The sequence below is a fragment of the Micromonospora sp. WMMA1923 genome, assembly GCF_049179195.1.
GTDB lineage: Bacteria > Actinomycetota > Actinomycetes > Mycobacteriales > Micromonosporaceae > Micromonospora > Micromonospora yangpuensis.
Genome location: NZ_JBMHLZ010000001.1, coordinates 1 through 13,647 on the forward strand (window position 1 = coordinate 1; position 13,647 = coordinate 13,647).

Annotated in this window: 17 protein-coding genes and 1 tRNA gene; 8 read left to right on the top strand and 10 right to left on the bottom strand. The window is 69.2% G+C overall.

The window, feature by feature from the left end; translation table 11 throughout:
- From ACN28G_RS00005 to ACN28G_RS00015, 3 genes are all read left to right on the top strand, one after another.
- On the top strand, window positions 1-669 hold a 669-nt coding region (locus ACN28G_RS00005; RefSeq protein WP_421478031.1), incomplete at its 5' end, for a lantibiotic dehydratase.
- A complete protein-coding gene (locus ACN28G_RS00010; protein ID WP_421478032.1) occupies window positions 666-1,724 on the top strand; it encodes a thiopeptide-type bacteriocin biosynthesis protein in 1,059 nt (352 codons plus the stop codon). The genes ACN28G_RS00005 and ACN28G_RS00010, both read left to right, overlap by 4 nt.
- On the top strand, window positions 1,721-2,818 hold the full coding sequence (locus tag ACN28G_RS00015; RefSeq protein WP_421478033.1) for a thiopeptide maturation pyridine synthase: 1,098 nt from the start codon (window positions 1,721-1,723) through the stop codon (window positions 2,816-2,818). The genes ACN28G_RS00010 and ACN28G_RS00015 overlap by 4 nt, the downstream gene beginning before the upstream one ends.
- A gap of 21 nt (window positions 2,819-2,839) precedes the next feature.
- Here ACN28G_RS00015 and ACN28G_RS00020 read toward each other — a convergent pair whose 3' ends face one another.
- Window positions 2,840-3,262: a winged helix-turn-helix transcriptional regulator gene (locus ACN28G_RS00020; RefSeq protein WP_091433996.1), complete on the bottom strand. Its 423-nt coding sequence runs from the start codon at window positions 3,260-3,262 to the stop codon at window positions 2,840-2,842.
- A 115-nt stretch (window positions 3,263-3,377) separates the two neighbouring features.
- On the opposite strand from ACN28G_RS00020, the gene ACN28G_RS00025 reads away from it, so the two are divergent.
- Window positions 3,378-4,292: an aldo/keto reductase family oxidoreductase gene (locus ACN28G_RS00025; protein ID WP_421478034.1), complete on the top strand. Its 915-nt coding sequence runs from the start codon at window positions 3,378-3,380 to the stop codon at window positions 4,290-4,292.
- On the opposite strand, the gene ACN28G_RS00030 is transcribed toward ACN28G_RS00025, so the two are convergent.
- Window positions 4,261-4,764 carry a protein-tyrosine phosphatase family protein gene (locus tag ACN28G_RS00030; RefSeq protein WP_421478035.1) on the bottom strand — a complete coding sequence of 168 codons (504 nt, stop codon included), beginning with the start codon at window positions 4,762-4,764 and terminating at the stop codon, window positions 4,261-4,263. The genes ACN28G_RS00025 and ACN28G_RS00030 overlap by 32 nt on opposite strands.
- Window positions 4,765-6,119: 1,355 nt before the next feature.
- Between ACN28G_RS00030 and ACN28G_RS00035 the strand changes: the two genes are divergently transcribed.
- Complete coding sequence (locus ACN28G_RS00035; RefSeq protein WP_421478036.1) at window positions 6,120-7,013, top strand: hypothetical protein; 894 nt, start codon at window positions 6,120-6,122, stop codon at window positions 7,011-7,013.
- Between the two features lie 295 nt (window positions 7,014-7,308).
- Here ACN28G_RS00035 and ACN28G_RS00040 read toward each other — a convergent pair whose 3' ends face one another.
- Window positions 7,309-7,971 (bottom strand): YdcF family protein, encoded by a 663-nt coding sequence (locus ACN28G_RS00040; protein WP_421478037.1) that lies wholly within the window; start codon window positions 7,969-7,971, stop codon window positions 7,309-7,311.
- A gap of 10 nt (window positions 7,972-7,981) precedes the next feature.
- Window positions 7,982-8,746, bottom strand: coding sequence for a GntR family transcriptional regulator (locus ACN28G_RS00045; RefSeq protein WP_421478038.1), 765 nt, complete (start codon window positions 8,744-8,746; stop codon window positions 7,982-7,984).
- A 354-nt stretch (window positions 8,747-9,100) separates the two neighbouring features.
- Between ACN28G_RS00045 and ACN28G_RS00050 the strand changes: the two genes are divergently transcribed.
- From ACN28G_RS00050 to ACN28G_RS00060, 3 genes are read left to right on the top strand one after another with little or no spacing between them, the layout of a single operon-like run.
- Window positions 9,101-9,376 (top strand): hypothetical protein, encoded by a 276-nt coding sequence (locus tag ACN28G_RS00050; protein WP_421478039.1) that lies wholly within the window; start codon window positions 9,101-9,103, stop codon window positions 9,374-9,376.
- Entirely contained in the window at window positions 9,369-9,611 is a 243-nt protein-coding gene (locus tag ACN28G_RS00055) for a hypothetical protein (RefSeq protein ID WP_421478040.1), read from the top strand. Before ACN28G_RS00050 ends, ACN28G_RS00055 begins: the two co-directional genes overlap by 8 nt.
- Entirely contained in the window at window positions 9,608-9,856 is a 249-nt protein-coding gene (locus tag ACN28G_RS00060) for a hypothetical protein (protein ID WP_421478041.1), read from the top strand. Before ACN28G_RS00055 ends, ACN28G_RS00060 begins: the two co-directional genes overlap by 4 nt.
- Before the next feature lie 146 nt (window positions 9,857-10,002).
- Here the strand turns inward: ACN28G_RS00060 and ACN28G_RS00065 are convergent.
- The 6 genes from ACN28G_RS00065 to ACN28G_RS00090 form a co-directional block, all read right to left on the bottom strand.
- Window positions 10,003-10,075: transfer RNA gene (locus ACN28G_RS00065), tRNA-Arg, on the bottom strand.
- A gap of 301 nt (window positions 10,076-10,376) precedes the next feature.
- Window positions 10,377-11,021, bottom strand: coding sequence for an RNA polymerase sigma factor (locus ACN28G_RS00070; RefSeq protein ID WP_421478042.1), 645 nt, complete (start codon window positions 11,019-11,021; stop codon window positions 10,377-10,379).
- Window positions 11,018-11,197: a hypothetical protein gene (locus ACN28G_RS00075; protein WP_421478043.1), complete on the bottom strand. Its 180-nt coding sequence runs from the start codon at window positions 11,195-11,197 to the stop codon at window positions 11,018-11,020. Before ACN28G_RS00075 ends, ACN28G_RS00070 begins: the two co-directional genes overlap by 4 nt.
- Window positions 11,194-12,291, bottom strand: coding sequence for a CPBP family intramembrane glutamic endopeptidase (locus tag ACN28G_RS00080; RefSeq protein WP_421478044.1), 1,098 nt, complete (start codon window positions 12,289-12,291; stop codon window positions 11,194-11,196). The genes ACN28G_RS00075 and ACN28G_RS00080 overlap by 4 nt, the downstream gene beginning before the upstream one ends.
- 81 nt (window positions 12,292-12,372) lie before the next feature.
- Window positions 12,373-12,972 (bottom strand): GNAT family N-acetyltransferase, encoded by a 600-nt coding sequence (locus ACN28G_RS00085; protein WP_421478045.1) that lies wholly within the window; start codon window positions 12,970-12,972, stop codon window positions 12,373-12,375.
- The gene (locus ACN28G_RS00090; protein ID WP_421478046.1) at window positions 12,969-13,643 is read right to left on the bottom strand and encodes a GNAT family N-acetyltransferase; all 675 of its coding nucleotides are present in this window, start codon (window positions 13,641-13,643) and stop codon (window positions 12,969-12,971) included. Before ACN28G_RS00090 ends, ACN28G_RS00085 begins: the two co-directional genes overlap by 4 nt.
- Window positions 13,644-13,647 lie beyond the last annotated feature (4 nt).

Here is a 13,647-nt window from a genome sequence, read left to right on the forward strand (position 1 = left end):
TCCCCGGCGGTGGGCTTCGAGATCTGCCACCCCGGGATGGTCAGCGCCCGCCCGCCGCAGCAACGGATCCCCCTCGACGACCTGGTCGTGACGCCCGACGCGGCGACCCCGGGTCTGCGCCTGCGGCGGCGCAGCGACGACGGTGCGGTCCGCATCGCGTGCACCGGCATGATGGCCGGGGCCCGGCTGCCCCGACTCGCCCGTTTCCTGGTCCACCTCTTCGGCGACGTGCCCAACGCCGCCGCCCCGACCGCCCAGATCTTCACCGGGACCCCGGAACACCCGACCGGCACGGTACGGCGACGACCCCGGCTGTCGATCGGCCGGGTCACCGTGTCCCGGGCCTCCTGGCGGGTCCGCGCCGATCTCGTGCCGGGCCGTGCCAAGGGCGTCGACGACGCCGGCTACCTGCTGACCCTGGCCACCTGGTTCGCCGAACACCGGATCCCCCAGCGCTCGTACGTCACGGCGAGCCGACCGGCCCCGGTCAAGCCGGTCTACCTCGACCTGGCAAACGTGCCGCTCGTACGCCTCTTCGAACGCCTGCTGCGCGACCCGGGCGCGGTGCTCACCTTCCAGGAGGCCCTGCCGCAGCTCGCCGACGCCCCGAGCTACGGCACCGAGGGCCGGCACGTGACCGAGTACGTCGTCGAGATCGGCCCCTCGTGACCCCGCCGCCCTGGCTGTCGCTGCACGCCTTCCACCGCGGCGACCACGACCGGCTGCTCACCGGGGCGGTCGCCCCACTGGTCGCCTCGTTGCGGGCCACCGGCGTACTCGACCAGTTCTTCTTCATCAGGTACTGGGAGGGCGGGCCGCACCTCCGGCTCCGCCTGCTGCCGACCCGGCCCGACCTCGCCGCCGACGTCGCGGCCTGCACCCGGTCCACCCTGGAGGCGCACCTGGCCCGGTTCCCCTCCCCGCCCCCGGGGCCCGCCGAGCGGTACGCGGCCCTCGCCGAGCGGTACGCCCGCCTGGAGGGCCGGGCCGACCACGACCGACGGATCCGCCCGCCCGACGTGGTGGAGGTCCAGCCCTACCAGCCCGAGTACCCGATCTACGGTGGCCGGGCGGCGACCCGGGCCGTTGAAGGCCACTTCACCGACTCCAGTTGGCTGGCCCTGTCGACGTTGGCCCGCCCGGCGGCTGCGGATCACCGCTCGCGGCTGGCGGTGCTCGCGTTGGCCTCGGCGCTCGCCGCCTGGCAACCCGACCGGCACCGCCTGGCCCACCTGCTTACCCGGTCCCGGTCCCACTGGGATCCGGCCGACGGCCACCGGGCACGGTGGGAGAGCTACCTGCGGCAGCGCACCGCACTGCGGCGGCTGGTGTCCAGCTGCTGGACGGCGGCGCAGTCGACGCGACCAGGGGCTGATCCGGACCCCTTCGTCGCCGCCTGGTCCGCCTCCATCCACCGGCTCCGAGCCGAGCTGACCGACCTGCACCGGGTCGGGGACTTCCACCCCGACCTGCGGTCGGTGCCGACCCGCTTCACCGCCGACGCCGGCCCGTCCCGCTTCACCGAGGCCGGCCCGACCCGCCTCGCCGACGCCGGGCCGACCCGTGCGGAGCAGGCGTTGCTCGTCGTCCTGCTGCGCTGTGTGCACCTGCTCTGCAACCGGCTGGGTCTCGGTGTCGACCAGGAGACCCAGCTGCACTACCTGGTCTGCGCCGCCTGCGTCGACCTCGGAGAACCCGCGCGCGAACAGGAGGACTTCCGATGACGCCCACCCCGCCGCCGGAGGAACCCGGCTGGTACAGCATCCAGGTCCGGTACCACGCCCAGGAGAAGGACGACCTGATCCTGGACGGCGTACGCCCCCTGCTGACCGCGCTCGCCGACGTCGTCGACCAACCACATCTCATCCGCCACTGGCGCCGTGGCCCCCACCTGCGGATCAACCTGCGGACCACCCCGCAACTCTGGGCCGCGACGGTACGCCCCACCGCGCGGCGCAGCCTCTCCGACTACCTGCGCGACCACCCCTCGACGGCCGCCCTGCGCGAGGCCGACCACCTGGCGGCACACCGGCGGCTCGCCGTCCGCGAGGCAGACCCCGGCCCGCTCACCCCCTGGTACCCCGACAACACCGTCCAGTTCGAACCGTACGAGGACCGCCGGCACGTCCTGGGCAGCCCGCAACTGGCGAACCTGCTGGCCGGGGCGTACGCCCGCAGCACCGCCCTGACCTTCGACACCCTGGCCGCGATCCGCAGCGGTGCGGTGGACCGGATCGGACACGCCCTGGACCTGCTGTTCGCCTTCGGTCACCTCAGCGTCCCACCGATCTCCCGGGGCTACCTGTCGTTCCGGTCGCACGTCGAGTCCTTCCTGGCGTACACCGCCGACCCCGACGCCGTCCGCGCCACGTTCGACGAGCGGTACCGGCGGCACCGCCCGGCGCTGCGCGATCGGCTCCACGCCACCCTGGCCACGGTGCGGGGCGGTCGCCCGGATCCGCTGGTCGAGACCTGGCTGGGGATCGTCCGGGACCAGAAGGCGCGGGCCGAGCCGCTGTTCACCAGCGGCGAGATCGACCTCGACCACCTCGACCAGCAGGGCATGGAGCTACGACACCCGATCGCCTTCCACGACATCCTCAGCGAGACACCGGCCCACCGGAGCGAGGTGCTGTCGCAGGTCTGGTTCCGCTGTCACCGGCTGGCCATCAACCAGCTCTACTCCCACCTGGGCCGACTCGGCATCGTGCCGACCCAGCGCTACCTGCTCTGTCACCTGGTGGCCCGCACGGTCGAGGAGGAGTACGACATCTCACCGGCCGCCCTGGCCCGACAGTTCGTGGACGCCCTGCGGTGAACCGCCGGGCCGCAGGCCCGGTCAGGAGGCGTCGTGGGCGTCGCGGTGGGCGAGGACCTCACCCATGTGGTCCTGCGCCCAGTACCTGATCTCCCGGGTCATCCGGTGCAGCGACAGACCGAGGTCGGTCAGCTCGTAGCAGACGGTGACCGGGACGGTCGGCGTCACCGTCCGGGTGAGCAGACCGTCGCGTTCCAGTGAACGCAGGGTCTGGGTGAGCATCTTCTGACTGACCCCGGCCAGCAGCCGGGCCAGCTCGGAGTAGCGCAGCGCCCTCGGCGCGTCCGGTCGCGGGCCGGCGTCACCGCCCAACGCGCACAGCACCAGCACCACCCACTTGTCGGAGATCCGGTCGAGCAGCTGACGGCTGGGGCAGACCGCGAGGAACGCGTCGTAGTCCGCCTTGGCCCGGGCCCGCTGCTGCGCTGCTCTCGTTGTGGCCACCGGGCTCCCCTCTCCCTGCTGGGTGGTTACGCACTTTCAAGTGCCTACTTCCCGATGGAGAGTAAAGCTCCCATGCTGGAACGCGCCACCCTCTCCCGACAACGAAAGTGACCCGATGAGCACCTCTCCCACCGCCCTGCCCGGCGGCACCTGGACGCTCGGCGACCACACCGTCACCCGCTTCGGCTACGGCGCCATGCAACTCGCCGGACCGTGGGTGCTGGGGCCACCCGCCGACCGCGACGGCGCGCTGGCCGTTCTGCGCGAAGCGGTCGACCGGGGCATCACCCACATCGACACCAGCGACGCCTACGGGCCGCGGATCACCAACGAACTGATCCGCGAAGCGCTGCACCCGTACCCGGAATCGTTGTTGATCGCCACCAAGGTGGGGGCGAACCGCGACGCGCAGGGCGGTTGGCCGACCGCCCGCCGCCCCGCGGACCTGCGCCAGCAGGTCCACGACAACCTGCGGTCCCTCGGGGTCGACACCCTCGACCTGGTCAACATGCGGATGGGTGACGCCCAGGGGCCTCAGCCCGGCCCGATCACCGAGGCGTTCGAGACCCTCGTCGAACTCCACCGCGACGGCCTGATCCGCCACCTGGGGGTCAGCAACGTCACCGCCGAGCAGGTCGCCGAGGCCCGCACCGTCGCCCCCGTCGTGTGCGTGCAGAACATGTACAACCTCGCCCACCGCCACGACGACCAGCTCATCGAGCAACTGGCCGTCGACGGCGTCGCCTACGTGCCGTACTTTCCGCTCGGTGGTTTCTCACCGGTGCGCTCCGCGGCGCTCTCGGCCGTCGCCGCCCGGACGGGGGCGACGCCGAAGTCCGTCGCCCTCGCCTGGCTCCTGCGGCGCTCGCCGAACGTCCTGCTGATTCCCGGTACGTCGAAGGTGGCCCACCTGCGCGAGAACATCGTCGGCGCCGGCCTCGCCCTGTCCGACCAGGACCTCGCCGAGCTGGACCGCGAGGACCGGGCCCCGGTCGTCGCTAACGATCCGTCGGATCCACTGCGGCACTGAAGGCGTGGCGCAGGAACCTGCGCTGCCAGCGGACCTCGACGGCGCGCCTGTGGTAGTGCCGGCGCACCCAGTTGACGGCCTCGTCGGGGGCCATGCCCTCGAAGACGCACAAGGTCGCCAGGCCGGTGCCGGTACGCCCGATACCACCCCCGCAGGCGATCTCCACCCGGTCGGATTCGGCTCGATCGTAGGCCTGCCGGAGCGCTCGCAGCGCTTCGTCGGGGTCGGCCGGCAACCAGAAGTCCCGCCACCGCACCCAGACCCGTTCCCACTGGGGTTCCGCGGTCGGCTTGTCCGTCAGATGGACCGCGAACGTCGGCGTCGGGCCGTCCGGCGAGTCGTATCTGAGGCCCCGCCCCCGGAAGCGGCGCCCGGACGGCAGCTCGATCACACCCGGAGCATCGACACTCCACTGTTCCGTCATGGAGACTCCCAACTCGTCTTCGGTACGGAGATCGTGTTTCTCGACCATCGCTGCCACTCCTGTGGGAATCTGCGGGACGATCTGTTGGCGTGGAAAACGAGTGCGAGGGCAAGTCCCTCAACGGGGCCGAGCGTGCCGGTGGCGTCGCCTCGAAGATACCAACCTGGGCCGGTTCGGACTGACCTCGGCGAGCGCGGGTGGCCGAGGGCGAGACGGGTTCGAGCGGGGCGCGTCGGGTAGCCGGCGACGCAACCGGGGCCCGAGGTGGAGCGGTCGGGGGACGGAGAGTTTCAGCAGGCCAGGATGGCGTTCAGGTTGATCTTCGAGGTGCCCCCGGCAGGATTCGAACCTGCGACACACGGTTTAGGAAGGCGACAGCGGCATAGTGGCCACTGTGCTCGTGACCTGGGCGGGCTGGCCACTCAGCGGTTCCGCAAGCCAAAAGATCATTGCCCGTACTCTGCATGGGGCGCTGAGGCCGCCCGCAGGGCGGGCCGCGAGCCCGTGCCTCCCGTCTTGCAAGATCAAGACTATTGCCAGCTGTCATCGGTGGCCTGCTCGCCGTGTCGTCCACTCCAGCCCAGGACCGCACCCATCGGCCATCTTGACTGCGCATGCGGCTGTACAGTCATGCCGTTGGCGGGGATTCGAACCCTTACACCCACCGCGGGGACCGAACGTCATCAAATCAACCGGATTGACGCTCCAGCCAGGGCGGAACCTGCCGACGCTTGCCGCCCCTGGCCGCACTCAAGTGTCGTAAATCTGACCGAATGATCTTCGAGCCCGCCCTCGACGACGCATAGCGGCCACGGTGGTCAATTTATGCGCCTTTACAGTCCGGCCACCGACCTTGGACGCCACCACAAAGCCTTCCGTTGGCTGCAAGCCATTCATCGGCTACTGTGCGTGTATGGGCGTTCAGGAAGCCGCCGGGTGGGGGCTGGCCGGCGGCTTGGTCGCCAGCCTTCTTGGCCTGTCGGCCTCGGTCGTGGCGGCCGGCTACCGGTGGCCTTGGCGATACTCCCAAGACGGTATCTGGCCACATCTTTTTGTCGCCCTCGCTAGCCTTGCGGTCGGCGGCATGGTAGCGGCGGCGGCTCACGCTCAGATGACCGGAGCATGGCCAGCATTGATCATGGGAGCGTGCGCGCCTTCCGTAGTTCGTGGCGTCCTGAGTAGAGTTGAAATCACCGAGCAGAAGCCGAATTCAGCCAGTTTGCCACCTACAGATGCCTTGGAAGGCAGTGAGGTCGTGGCGGATGGTACGCGCTGATACCCTACTGGGCCGGATCGCTCGTGTATCTCGGCCTGACGAGCCCTGGTTGCGCATCACGACGTCGCCTTGGTGGGCCAGCGTCCTTGTCGCCGCCGGGGCGAGGCGGTCTTCCATGCCCGACAGGATGAGCGCCGTTCACAACCGCAGTGAAAGCGTTCAGGATCAAGCGCCAGCGGAGCGCAGCGCCGTATTCAGACGGTTGGAATCGGCATCGCCAGAAGTTCGTCTGGCACTTCGCAGCCATCCTGCGCTTATCGCAATGACGCTCCTTCTGAGTCTCGTTGACGATGTCAGGAAATGGCTGTCTATTCGCCGTATCATCATCGACATATTTGGCTCGCACGACGACATTCCTGGATTGACCAGTTCCCTTGAGGAGAATATTTCCACAGCCAGCAGAATTGCGAGGTTCATGGTTTACGCAAGTGATTCTGAATTTGAGCAGGCCCGTCCGGTTGCCACCACGCTCGCCCGCACTATCGGCGATATGCTGCGCTTTGGACCAAGCCTTGAATCTCGTTTGGCGCGCACCTTCGGCATCCCGGGCCGCAGCAGCCTCAGTCCGCTGCGAGACAGCGTTCGGGAGCTTGAGCAAGACTTGGTTCGAAACGCCGATCTCGCCCACAGTCTTGCCGTCAGCCTTCGAGGCGGAAGTGCTCTCGCGTTAGCTCGTACGGCTTCCCATGACCTCGACCTCGAGCCCGCGTTGGCCGCAGACCTTTACCTAGCCGTTGCCCTCGCCTTCGATATAGCGGTCGATGTCAAACAGGGCTTCGCGAATGCGCTGGCGCAAAGCTTTGACCAGCTTCGGTCGGATTTCGCCGGAGCCGACCTCCGCAATTTTTCCCTATTGAGTTCGGTGAACCTGGGGGGCGTGCGTTGGTCTTCCACAACTAAATGGCCGCCCGAATGGGCGGACTATCTTCGCCTCAACTCGGTACTCATTGGCCCTGATCTGTTCGAGGTGCAATCCGGCAATGCGGACATGGCCAGTGATGCTGGTCTAATTCGTCATTAGCCCTGAGGCTCGCCACAACAATCGAAACCTTTTGATCACTGCCATCTTTGCCTCCAGTCATCCCGGAGAGCCCGAGGGGCCCGCCGGAGGCACTGCTGCCCGTGCTCCAAAGCCCTGGACCTGCGGATGATCATGGCACTGCGACACGGGGTAGGCGCATGCCGGTCAGATGTACGCGGACGGCACGGCGGTCGATTCGGTGCTGAATGAGTTCATCGAGGCGGCGCAGTCGGGGACTCGGGGCCGCCGGTCGAAGACGGTCGCGGTGTCGCCTGAGGCTGGCCGACGGGCCGACCTACACGAGGCGGCTCGTGAAGCCGGCGTCGAGCAGGCGGGTGTAGGCGGCGCGTACCTGGTCGGGGATGTGTTGCGGGATGGCGTAGCCGAGTTCGGCGTACCTGTCGATGCGCTGGGTGTCGCCGACGAGCATGTCCATGACCTTCTTGGTGTCGCCGATGCTGGCCACGTAGCCGTCGAGTGAGAGCTGGTGGGACGCGCAGATCACGTCGACTTCGGGCCAGAGCTTCTTGCAGGTGGCGTACGCGCGGCGCTGTTGGTAGGGGCGGGACATGAGGATCACCGATCGGGCCGGGACCTGGTGCTCGGCAAGGAGTGCGCGGGCGTACTTGATGTTCTGGCCGGTGTTGGTGGCCTGGGTGTCGATGAGGATCGCGGCGGTTGGTACGCCATGGGTTATGGCGTACTCGCGGTAGTGGACGGCTTCGCCTCGCGGGAAGGCCTCGTTGGTGGTCGGGGCGTTGGCACCGGTGAAGACCAGGGTCGGGTACGTCCCTCGGTGGTAGAGGTCGGTGGCCACCTTGGCGACTCCGAGGTCATGGCTGCCGAGGCCGATGCCCACATCAACGGGCAGGATCTCGTGGTGCATGTGGTGGTAGTCCCACAGGCATTCGACGTCCGCGCGGTGTTCGGCGGGGATGGTCGGGGGAGTCGTCGTCATCGTGGGTGCCTCAGTCGGGAATCTTGAAGGTGTACGACCAGGTGAAGCGGGATGCGGCGTGCACTCCGCGCGCGAACTCGACGGGGCGGCCGTCTCGGGTGAGCGTCGTGCGGTGCAGAACCATGACCGGCTCGCCAGCGGGAAGCTGGAGAATCTGGGCTTCCTCGGGTGTGGGCATTCGGGCGCGGACGGCCTCGGTGATCGTGTCGGGTTCGAGTCCTTGGCTGGTGAGGATGCCGAAGCCGCCGCCTTGTCCGGCGGGGCCGGGGGTTGGGTCGACCAGGGAGGTTCCCTCGACGTCTTCAGGGCGGTAGTAGCTGGTCAGGGTGTGAGTGGGGATGTCGGCCTCTTTGACCAGGCGGGCGCGTTCGTAGACCGGTGCACCGGGATTCAGCCCGAGGGCTTCGGCGGTCTCGGCGTCCGCTTCGGTCAGGCGTACCTCGTTGGTCTGATCGCCGGGGGCCCAGGGACGGCCGGTTGCCTCGCGGTCGGCGGCGAAGGCGACGAGTCCTGACTTCCACTTGCTCTTGGCGTAGCGGTCGATGCCGAGTCGTCTCATGGCGACCCGTGGCCGGACGACGGTGCCGCGTCTGCGGACGGGCGTGACGAGTCCTTCGGCTTCGAGGACCCGGACGGCCTGGCGGACGGTGTTGATGTTGACGCCGTGTTCGGTGGCGATCTCGTCCTGCTTGGGCAGGGTGCTGCCCTCGGGGTAGTCGCCGCGTTGGATGGCCTCGCGCAGGAGCGCGGCGAGATCCCGGTACCCGATACCCATTGGCTCCTCCTGGCCGGTGCGCTGTGTCGAGGTATCTCTACCCAGCAAGTGTGCCCACCCGTTCAACATTAGAGCTAGTTCTATTGACAGCACCATGGTCGATCGGGTCACATAGAGCTAGTTCTAATGCCTGGCTGGTGGGAGAGCGTGATGCGTGGCCCTGCGGAAGTTCCGAACGTCTCCAGATCATCCTCGATCCCACCCGGGGGCACCGCCCAGGCCATCGTGCCCGGTGCGTGTTGAGGCTGGCCCGGGGTGGGTGCTGGCGTGGGATCTCGACCCGAACGACATCCCCGGAATGGCCCGCCCACCTCGGTGCCGCCCCGGCCGAAGCCGGTAACGGTGCTGCCGCCGATGCCCGGGGACCTGGTGTTCCTCGGCCGGCGGGCGTCGGTGCAGTTCGGCGGGGACCGGGGGTTGTGGCTGCGGGTGATGTCGGTGTGCGACAAGCCGACGTACCACGGCTGGGTGTGGTTGACGGGTTATGTGATCGACCGGGCCACCGGTGAGGCCACCGGGCGGCGGGAGGTCTTCGTTCAGCTCGCCGGCCTGCACGTCGAGCTGCTTGCCATGGGTAGCCGGACCCGGCGACCCGATGTCTCACGGGGGACGGTGAACCGGCGTGTTTGACGTGCGCGTACAGCTCGGAGCGGTGCTGCGGATCGCGGCGGACGACCGGTTCCGGCCGGCGGACGGGCCGGTGACGGTGTGGGTGACCGGGGTGCGGCTGGTGAGCAACCGGCCGGAGTGCGACGAGTGGGTCTGGGTCGAGGGCTTCAAGCTCGACGCCACCGGCCGCCGTGGGCCGCAGACCCAGATCCTGGTACGCGCCGCGCTGCTGCCGGCCGGGGTGGCGGAGCGGTGACCACGTACCTGTCGGCGACCGTCGCACAGCAGTTGCGCGCGGCACAGGCGCGGTTGGACCGGCACACGCCGTCGAGCGCCGACGGGCGCTGCTCCGGCTGCGCCGAGGTCGGCCCGTGCCCGCAGCGGCGGGCGGCGTTGCGGGTCTTCGGCCGGTACGGGCGGCTACCGCGCCGGTGGCCGGGGGCGACCCGGCCGGAACGGATCAACCGTGCGTCGTCCTGGTCGTGGCTGCGCCCGCAGTGAGCGCCGGACGGTCGTGCCTCTGCACAAGGGCCTGCTTGCCGGGTACGCCGTATCGTCGGTCGTAGCCGAGTGCCCGCCTCGTCACGGCGCCACGATGGGGTTCGAGCATATCCGCAGGTCAAGGAGTTCTTCGCTGATCTTCGAGGTGCCCCCGGCAGGATTCGAACCTGCGACACACGGTTTAGGAAACCGATGCTCTATCCCCTGAGCTACGGGGGCGCGAGTGGCCAGTCTAGCGACCTGCGGGTTTACCCCGGGTGGCAGGGAGTGACCCGCGTTGACCCGGGCTGTCCGGGCTGGTTCCGGCCGGTATTTGGCCAGGTCGGAGCGCCTCGGATCACATCAACCCCGGATTTCGACCCTGATCTTGGCCGGGGTTGACCCGGGCTGGCCGGGGTTGTCCGGGGGTGGCTTCCGCTGAAGAGCACACGTCGCACACATCAGCCAAGATCGAAGTGGCCGGTTTTGTCGGTCGGATGCCGCGCCAAGTCGGGCTCGCCGCCGCCGCTTCGGGTGTGGTTCACCGTCGCTGGTGGTGGCCGGGGTGCCAGTGCGGTAGGGGGATGTCTGCCGTGCGGTATTGGGCGAGGGCGGCGGTGGCGGTTGCTTCGAGGTGTCGGACGGTGGCGATGGTGGTGTGGAGGGCCATGGTGGTCTGGGGGACGGTGAGGCCTCGCCAGTGGCGGAGGTGAAGGCAGGTGCGGTGTCGGGTGTCGAGGTGTTGGTATGCGGTGAGGGCTTGTTGGAGTTCGTACTTGCGGATGACGGCTGATTCGGCGCTGGTGGTGTCCTGGGGTTCTGTGGCGTGGTAGTCGTCGGTAAGGCCGGCGGGGTGCTCCGGTCGGGTGCGGCGGGCTCTGGCGTGGTCGAGGACGAGGCGGTGGGCAATGGTGTGTAGCCAGGCGATGATCGGTCGGCGGGGTTGGGTGTACTGGTGAAGGTTTTTCCAGGCCCGTAGGAACGTCTCGGCGGTGATGTCTTCGGCCAGGTGTCGTTGGTGGCTGCCGACGCGGGTGGTGACGTGGCCGAGGACGTGGCTGTGGTGGTGTTGGTAGATCTGGCCGAAGGCGTCGCGGTCGCCGTGTTGGGCGCGGCGTACGAGGTCCCATTCCGGCGGACGGTCGTCGTGTTCCTCTTGGCGGGGGTTTCCGGGGGGTGTGGTCATGGGGTCGTCCGGTGGGCGTAGTTGGTCGCGAGGATGATGATCACGAGCAGGATGAGGGTGGTGAGGGGGCGTGCCAGGCGTAGGCGTAGCAGGATCCAGAGGGTGTTCGACAGGCTGCCTTTGGCCAGTGCGAGGGCCAGGATGAGTACGCCGATCAGGGCGAGTAGGTCCTTCATGGCGTGCTCCGGGCCGGGGTCTGTGGCTGGTCGGATGGGTGCCGCTGCGCGTCGTGGTGGTGGGCTGCGGCGGCTGACGCTTGCTGGTGGGCGGTTACTGCCTTTGTGCGGGGTGCGAGTAGGCGCAGGAGGGGGGTCTTGGTGGCGAGGAGGCCCACGATCGTGGCGTAGACGGCGACGGTGAGTCCTTGGGTGGCGGCGGTCTGCCAGCCGACGCCGGCGGCGTTGGCGGTCGGATCGGCCAGGCGCGGCATCGCGGCCGTCAGCAACAGAAGCGGAAAATTGACGGCCAGGTGAAACGCGATACCGGCTTCGATGCCGCCGGTGACGACGGCGAGCCAGCCGAGTGCGACGCCCATGGTCAGGACCAGCAGGACACCCCAGACGGTGCCGGGCCCGTGCAGGGCGGCGAAGACGACCGCCTGCCCGCCGATGGCCGGCCACGGAGAACGGAAGAACCGGCCGACGCTCTGGAGGATGACGCCGCGGCTGATGTACTCCTCGGCGGTGACCTGCCCGATCAGGAACACGGCCACGATCGTCACGGTGGTGAGGTACGGGCCGAACCCCGGCCACCCGGACGGCTGCGTCGGGGCGGGTTCGACGTCACTGGTGTGGGTCAGCACCTCGATCACGAAGCCGGAGATCATGCCGGTCAGGACTGTCGGCGCCGCGACGGCAAGGCAGACCGCCAGCCAGCGGCGGCGGATGCGGCCGGCGATGCTCAGGACGCTGCCGGCGGGCCGCCGTTCGATGGTCTTGACGGTGAGCATGGCGATCGGTAGTGCGACGGCCACTCCGGCGATGGTGTACGCCATGAGGGTGTAGTCGCCCAGCAGCGGCAGTCGGGGCTGGAAGTTCAGGGCGACGGCGGCGGTCATCAGGCTGGCCAGGACCCCGAGGAACACCACCAGCACGGCGGCCACCGTGCGCCACCATCGGGGCGTTAACTCCCGGGACATCCGGTGGAACGCCACCGGCTCGTCCGCCATGCCCGCGGCGGGCAGGCCGATCGGAGTCGGCAGACCGGACGGCCCGGCCGGGTCGGGCGCGGTGGTGGGTGGCGTCGGCAGGGGTGGGGGTTGGTTGTGCAACGGAGAGAACCCTTTTCTCGCAGGTGGATAGACCAGGTCGCGTCGTTCGCGGGCGACCCGGGTGGACGTGGGCAGGCGTGGTCAGGTCACGGGAGGGGGGTCGCGGTGTAGTGGCCAGAGTCGGGGGCCGCTGGGTAGGTGCAGGGGTGTGTGGGGGTGGTAGCCGTAGGCGGTGAGGGTGTCGCGGGCGCCGGTGGTGGTGACGACCGTGTCGACCGGCAGAGCGCGGTGGTCGGCGTGGTGGCGGTGGTCGAGGAGGTGCCGGCCGAGACCCCGGCTGCGGTGGCTGGGGCGGACCCACAGCCAGGACAGCCAGTCGTGTGCGGTCGTCGGCCGGTAGCTGTCCAGGGCTTGCAGGAGCTGCTGGAAACGGACGGCGGCGCGGCCGGCGGCAGCTCCGAGGTCGTGGCGGGTCGGCGCGGCCCACGGCCTGGTTTCCGGGTACGGGTGCCAGACGGCGATGGCGGTCATGTGGCCGAGGATGGTGACGTCGCCGCGTTCGACGGCGTGGTCGACCTGGACGGCGATCAGCCGTTGCAGCACGTTGCGGCGTTGCCGCAGGTCCGGTAGCAGCCACTCGGTGACCGGGTCGAACATGGCCACGGCGGCGAGGAGCATGGTGATGGTCGGGACGTCGTCCGGCCGTGCCGTCCACGCCTTCTGGTCCAGCTGTCCGGTCACTGCGCCGCACCTTCGGCCGGAACGGCACCCACCGCTGTCGGGGCCGTGTCGAAGAAGCCGGGCGGGAAGGTGGGGCCGGGTCGCCACATGCGCCAGATCGTCGGCCCGCTCGGGATGTGGATCGGTGTGCCGGCCCGGTAGCCGAGCCGGTGGTAGAGGGCCTGGTTGCGCAGGTTCGTGGCCTCCAGGTACGCGGGCAGCCCTTCGGCGTCGAGGCGGCGGTGGTGGCCGGTGAGCAGCGCGGCCCCGATCCCACTGTTCTGCCGGCCGGGTGCGACGGCGAGGTAGGCGAGGTGGTGGTGCGGTGCGGCGGGGTGGTGGGTTTCGAAGAGTGTGTCGAGGAGGGCGAACACGGGCGCGTAGCGGCCGGTGGCCTGCTCCAGGGCTGCGAGGTGCTCGGGGCTGGGTGAGGTCGGGGGGTGGAGGCGGGGGTACCAGATCGCCACCCCGGTCTGGTCGTCGGTGGTGTGCACGGTCCCGTGTTCCAGGCTGTGGCGCAGCATGGCCGCGAAGTAGGCGCGGTAGACGAGGCGTCGTTCGGCGGGGTCGGGGACGAGCCAGTCGGCTACCGGCCCGGTGAAGAACGCGTCGGCCAGGACCGGGATCAGGGTGGCGGTGTCGGCGGGTGTCGCCGGGCGGACCGTGACGGTGGGGATGGTAGGGATGGTCATCTCG

Coding starts and splice junctions, on each gene's coding strand:
- ACN28G_RS00030 (WP_421478035.1), bottom strand. CDS start 4,764: ATGGTCGAGAAACACGATCTCCGTACCGAAGACGAGTTGGGAGTCTCC.
- ACN28G_RS00035 (WP_421478036.1), top strand. CDS start 6,120: ATGAGCGCCGTTCACAACCGCAGTGAAAGCGTTCAGGATCAAGCGCCA.
- ACN28G_RS00070 (WP_421478042.1), bottom strand. CDS start 11,021: ATGACCACACCCCCCGGAAACCCCCGCCAAGAGGAACACGACGACCGT.
- ACN28G_RS00075 (WP_421478043.1), bottom strand. CDS start 11,197: ATGAAGGACCTACTCGCCCTGATCGGCGTACTCATCCTGGCCCTCGCA.
- ACN28G_RS00050 (WP_421478039.1), top strand. CDS start 9,101: ATGCCCGGGGACCTGGTGTTCCTCGGCCGGCGGGCGTCGGTGCAGTTC.
- ACN28G_RS00090 (WP_421478046.1), bottom strand. CDS start 13,643: ATGACCATCCCTACCATCCCCACCGTCACGGTCCGCCCGGCGACACCC.
- ACN28G_RS00015 (WP_421478033.1), top strand. CDS start 1,721: ATGACGCCCACCCCGCCGCCGGAGGAACCCGGCTGGTACAGCATCCAG.
- ACN28G_RS00040 (WP_421478037.1), bottom strand. CDS start 7,971: ATGACGACGACTCCCCCGACCATCCCCGCCGAACACCGCGCGGACGTC.
- ACN28G_RS00025 (WP_421478034.1), top strand. CDS start 3,378: ATGAGCACCTCTCCCACCGCCCTGCCCGGCGGCACCTGGACGCTCGGC.
- ACN28G_RS00045 (WP_421478038.1), bottom strand. CDS start 8,746: ATGGGTATCGGGTACCGGGATCTCGCCGCGCTCCTGCGCGAGGCCATC.